The following is a 2407-nucleotide window of genomic DNA, read 5'->3' as shown; positions in this document are numbered from 1 at the left end:
ACCACGGCGGGTCTGCGCAAGCTGCTCGACTATCACCATATCCCGTTCATAGCCCTGACCGAGGCCTGTTCGGCACGACTTCCGGAAGGCGAACGCGAACGCTGGGGCAGCTATTACGATAATTCGCCTCTGACCGGGATCATTCCGCTTCAGGAATGTGGACACCTGTTCAGCAACCACTGCGGCCGTTTTGTATTCGCCAACCTGCTCGGCGCGGGAGCCGGATCCAGTACCTCCCCAAGCCCGGTACCGCAAGAGGCCGTGGCATGAAGCTGCTGGCCCGTATCGTCCAACATGTAGAGTCTAACCCCGACACCCCGGCAGTCATCGGGCTTGACGAAACCGGTTGTCGGGAGATGACTATCCTGACCTACGGTGACATGCTCAATGCGGCTCTTCACCTGGCTAGCCGGCTGCGTCTGCATTTCGAGGCCGGCACCCACGTCGGGCTCGCCATGGGTAACAGCGCGGAGTGGATCGTCGCCGATCTGGCGCTGTTGCTAGGCGACCTGATAGAGGTGCCGGTACCGATGGCATTCTCCGCCGAGCAGGCTGCCCATCTGTTGCAGCACTGCGCCATCGTTCTGACCGACCAGCCCGGGTCCGCCCAGTTGGCGACCTGGTGTGCACACTCAGACCAGCCGCTTCCAGTCGAAGTCACGTTCAACCTTGGCGAACACGATGCCCTCCACGCGAAGCCTTTGCCCGCGCTAGCCGAAGCCGATGCCGACGGCATCTGCAAGGTCATCCATACGTCCGGCACGACGAGCCGCCCGAAAGGCGTTCGGATCAGGCGGCACGGCCTGGACGCCCTGCTGGACGCGTTGTGGACCTGTGCCGACGAGCACGACTACAGGCGCTATCTCTCACTCGTGCCGTTCAGCCTGCTAATCGAACAAGTCACCGGCCTGTACATGCCGTTCTCCTCTGGCGGCGCCGTATTGCTGCCGCCGGTATCCATGCCGCCGATAGGTTCACCCGACGTACGGGCGAGCGACCGCCTTGACCTGATAAAGCACGCCCGGCCCTCCGCCTTGACGCTGACTCCGGCCATGGTGGAGGCCATCGCCGAGAAGGGCGGTGAGGTGGCAGCCGTTCCCGTCACTGATTCCGTGCGGTCAACGGTGGTCCGCCACGTGTTCGGCCAGGAGCGTTCGCCGTTCTTGGCCGCTGGCGGCGCGCCGCTGGATCCGGCCATATTGCACACGCTGGCGGACTGGGGGATCCCCGTCTATCAAGGTTACGGCCTGAGCGAAAAAAGCTCGGTGGCGACCTGGAATCGGCGCGGCGCCAATCGCATCGGCACCGTTGGCCAGCCTCTGCCCCATGTCGAGATCAAGTTATCTGAGGACGGGGAACTGTGCCTGCGCAGCACCTCCCTGTTCGCCGGTTACAGCGGCGCCGATCCGAGCAGCTGCAGCCTGGACGAGGACGGCTGGCTCCACACCGGCGACCTCGGCGCCATTGATGCAGATGGCTACGTCTCGATCACCGGCCGGCGCAAGACCCTGATCATCACCTCCAACGGCCGAAATATCTCCCCCGAATGGCTCGAGTCGCGCTACCGATCGGTGTCCGGCGTGGCCGAAGTCGTCGTGTTCGGCGATCGGTACCAGTTCCTGTCCGGGATATTCTTATGCCGGGCTGATATGAACCCCCACGAGATCGGTCAGGCGATACGGGTCTTTGCCGAGATGCATCTATCCGAAATCGAGCGTGTCGTCGATCCGATCCTGGTACCCGACTCGCCCGAAGCGCGAAAGCGCCTGTTCACTGTGACCGGCCGTCCCCGCCGCGACGCCGTCGAAGAATTCGTCAGTTCATCGAACTAGTAGGAGATCCTCCATGCTCAACATCGTAACACATACCAAACACTCCGGCGTCATCGTCGCCGCCCATGAGCCGATCGAGATTACGTCGATCGGCCGCGACGCCCTGATCGACCTGCTCGCACGGCACGGCTATCTCGTCCTGCGCGACTTTGATACCAATATCGACGCCTTTTCGCATTTGGTCCGCCAGACCAGCAGCCGTCTCAGCATCGACCCCGCCCGCAGTTTCAATGGCGACACCGCCCAGAAGGTCGATGCCGGCACCGGACCTGTCGGGCTCCATTGCGAGAACGGCAACAGTCCGTTCTGGCCGGAGCTTTGCTGGTTCTACTGTGAGCGCGAACCCGCGCTCGGCTCGCAGACCACAATCTGCGACGGCTATCTGGTCTACGACGACCTCAGCCCGGAGGCGCGTACTGCCTTCGTCGAACAGGACATCGTCTATTCCCGTCGCGTCCAGGAAAACCTATGGAAGACCTACGCGCTGCACGCCCTCGCCGACCTGGAGAATGGCCCAAAACTGAATCCTCCCGAGTTTTGTGGAGGGCTTTATTCGTTCCTCATGCTGCTTTTGA

The 2407-nt window shown here is 62.4% G+C and carries 3 protein-coding genes; all 3 read left to right on the top strand.

The window, feature by feature from the left end; genetic code table 11:
* Nucleotides 1-270: thermostable hemolysin (locus ACP5E6_RS18370; RefSeq protein WP_427956785.1), on the top strand; the 270-nt coding region annotated here is incomplete at its 5' end.
* Nucleotides 267-1832, top strand: a complete 1566-nt coding sequence (locus tag ACP5E6_RS18365; RefSeq protein WP_427956783.1) for an AMP-binding protein — start codon at nt 267-269, stop codon at nt 1830-1832. The genes ACP5E6_RS18370 and ACP5E6_RS18365, both read left to right, overlap by 4 nt.
* A 13-nt stretch (nt 1833-1845) precedes the next feature.
* Nucleotides 1846-2407, top strand: a 562-nt coding sequence (locus ACP5E6_RS18360; protein ID WP_427956781.1) for a TauD/TfdA family dioxygenase, incomplete at its 3' end; no start/stop codon positions are given.

The organism is Acidiphilium sp. (genome assembly GCF_049977125.1).
Taxonomy (GTDB): domain Bacteria; phylum Pseudomonadota; class Alphaproteobacteria; order Acetobacterales; family Acetobacteraceae; genus Acidiphilium.
The sequence above is the reverse complement of the archived record's forward strand: the minus strand, read 5'-3'. Positions and strand labels throughout refer to the sequence as shown.

Excerpts from the sequence above, each read along its gene's own strand:
- ACP5E6_RS18365 (WP_427956783.1), top strand. The coding sequence starts at position 267 with ATGAAGCTGCTGGCCCGTATCGTCCAACATGTAGAGTCTAACCCCGAC.